We start from the raw sequence: 2,552 nt of genomic DNA on the forward strand, positions 1-2,552 counted from the left end.
TGTGGGGGGTGTAGGTGCTGTGGAAGGTGTGGTGTTCACCGGTGAACGGATCCAAAAACGACAATCGGACGGTTCGGCCGTCTACCGCTCGCTCAGGTCGGTGTCGGTTGTTGACGGGTTGAACTGGCCGGGCAGTTGATATGGCGTACCCCGGGGGTGTGAACGCTTGAACTCCATCATGTCGTGGAAGATCTCGGCTGATGCACGGGTGTCCCGGGTGTTGACGGTCGCGGTCAGTGTGCCGGCGGCGATCTGATCGGCCGGGTGGACCGCAGGGCGCAGTGTCTGCGCGAGATACGACGAGTCGACCGTGGCCGCACCGACGTAGCGGGCGGCATGGACCCGTTCAGCGTTCACCTGGGTCCAGTCCACCGCCCACCCGGCATTCCGGAGCATCTGATCGAAGAAAAACCTTTGGGTACGACTGTTGCCGTCCTGAAACGGATGGACCATGGTCATTTCGGACCAGTGGTCGGCCACGGTGTTCACCGCGGCGTCGATGTCGGTTGTTGACGGCGACTTTCGGTCGATATCACGGATAACCCGGTCGAGCTCGTTGTCGACGAATTGGGCACGACACATCGCCATGCCCATTGCCCCGACCTCGGTAGTACGGATCTGCCCGGCCCACGGGTAGATGTCCTGCATCAGGTACGCGTGAACCCTGACCAGAACTTCACGGGTGAAGCTGGTCAGGGGATCGCCACTCTCCAGTTCGTAGAGACGCTGGGCGGCGGATCTTCCGGCGACACGCTCCAGCTTTGCGGGGTCGGAGATCCCGTAGAAGTTTTCTGGTGCTGCGGCACCGTCCGAAACCATGGCCTATGCGGCGGAGGCAATCCGACGCCGAAGCTCAGCAGCGTGGGGACTGTCCGCCAGGCCCTCTTCCTCCAGAACCTCCAGGACGGCCTGGTCACCGGAGATCTCGCCGCGGAGGATACGGCGGCCACGAGCCTCATCCTCAGGAGTTACGGGCTGGCCGGCCATCGTCATCGACGCGGCGACAGCGGCGATCTTCTGGTCCTCAGTGCGGTAGTCCTTCACGATCTTTCCAGCCTTCCGTCTGTCTCGTCGACCTCATATTCTATCACGGAACACACACCCGCTGAAGTCTAGAACGAGTCGGTTACCTGCACGTTCGTTCCATGTCTCGTCTGTACTTCTCGCCCGCCGGGGCGAACGGACGCGCTGTTGTGGGCAGGGGTACGGGGTCCTCTCCCGGCCAGGAGCAGTTACCGGGGTGGAAGCAAGTTGCGGATCCACAGGAGAGGGGATCCGCCGACGCGCAGGACTGCGGTCCGCCAGCTACCCTTACGGTGGTGGCGCTGCCCGGCAGCGCCGGTTATCAGTGGCAGTCATGCAGTAAGGATGGACAGGCTTGTCTCCTACGGTCATCACGGTGCTGCTCGTCGGTTCCCTGGTTGCGGGATGGGTCGACGCGATTGTCGGTGGCGGCGGACTGATTCTTATACCGCTGGTGATGATTGCGAACCCTGGAATGTCCAATGCTCAGGCCCTCGGGGTGAATAAGGTGGCTGCGATCTTTGGCACCGCGAGCTCGGCCGCCGTGCTGGTACGCAGAGTTCCCGCGGCAGTCAGAGCACTCCGGTACGCGCCGCTGGCGCTCGCCGGTTCGGCCGGCGGGGCCATGATCGCCTCATCGGTGGACAGGGAGCTGATGCGACCGGTCATTATCGTGCTTCTTGTCGCTGTCGGCCTGTTCATCTTGTTCCGGCCGTCCTTTGGCGAGGCTGACGCTCCGAGCAGGACTCGGTCAGCGCCTCGCGCTGTCTTTGCACTCCTGGCACTTGTCGGTGCCGTCAGCGTCTATGACGGCACCTTTGGGCCGGGTACGGGGCTGTTCCTGATAATGGGCTTCACCAGTCTTCTTAGCGCCGATTTCATCTCGAGTGCCGCCTGGGCGAAGGTCATCAACGTATTCACCAATCTCGGGGCTCTCGTCACTTTTGCGGTGCAGGGCGAGGTGCTGTGGTGGCTCGGTCTCGGCCTGGCTGTCACCAACGTCATCGGAGCGCAGATCGGTGCGCGGATGGTCATTGGTCGGGGGACAGGCTTTCTACGCGGAGTCATCCTCGTAGTCGTCGTGCTGATGTCGGCCAAGCTCGCCTATGACCAGTTCGCCGGCTCGGGAGGATGAATCGGCTGTCGGGTACTGTCCCGGGGCTGAAGCCCGCGGGATGAAGTTCTCTCTTGACCTACCCCGGCCTCGAAATTGACGGAGTCAGGTCGCCTCAGTCGGACGTGTTCCCGCATCCCGCAAGTAGCGGAGCGCGCATCTACCGCGGTGAGGCGTCAACGATGCTCCCGTAGCGGTACCGCTCATCGACCCGCAGGCTTGCGCCCGGTGAGTCCCGAGCACGGGAAGCTCGCGTGCAGGTGGTGGGCCAGACGATTCGGGTTGCCGCGTACCGATCTCCAAGGGAGGGAGCGGGGTCGCCGCGGGACGTACCGACAAGCAGAACGGTCCAACAGTGACGTTGTGACCTGGTGTTTTGTGTCGTGTGTGTGGGGTGTGTAGATTAATGCGAGTC

The 2,552-nt window shown here is 62.8% G+C and carries 3 protein-coding genes; 1 reads left to right on the plus strand and 2 read right to left on the minus strand.

Annotation, left to right across the window (positions count from 1 at the left end; translation table 11 throughout):
• Positions 1–81: 81 nt before the first annotated feature.
• Complete coding sequence (locus FS507_RS16340) at positions 82–819, minus strand: Fic/DOC family protein (RefSeq protein ID WP_145943826.1); 738 nt, start codon at positions 817–819, stop codon at positions 82–84.
• A gap of 3 nt (positions 820–822) precedes the next feature.
• Positions 823–1,044, minus strand: a complete 222-nt coding sequence (locus tag FS507_RS16345) for an antitoxin VbhA family protein (protein WP_260853591.1) — start codon at positions 1,042–1,044, stop codon at positions 823–825.
• A 334-nt stretch (positions 1,045–1,378) separates the two neighbouring features.
• On the opposite strand from FS507_RS16345, the gene FS507_RS16350 reads away from it, so the two are divergent.
• On the plus strand, positions 1,379–2,158 hold the full coding sequence (locus tag FS507_RS16350; RefSeq protein ID WP_145943828.1) for a TSUP family transporter: 780 nt from the start codon (positions 1,379–1,381) through the stop codon (positions 2,156–2,158).
• Positions 2,159–2,552 lie beyond the last annotated feature (394 nt).

Source organism: Corynebacterium glyciniphilum AJ 3170, from assembly GCF_007673095.1.
Taxonomy (GTDB): Bacteria; Actinomycetota; Actinomycetes; order Mycobacteriales; family Mycobacteriaceae; genus Corynebacterium.

Bases quoted from the DNA above. Each gene is read 5' to 3' on its own strand.
- FS507_RS16340 (WP_145943826.1), bottom strand. From the start codon at position 819: ATGGTTTCGGACGGTGCCGCAGCACCAGAAAACTTCTACGGGATCTCC.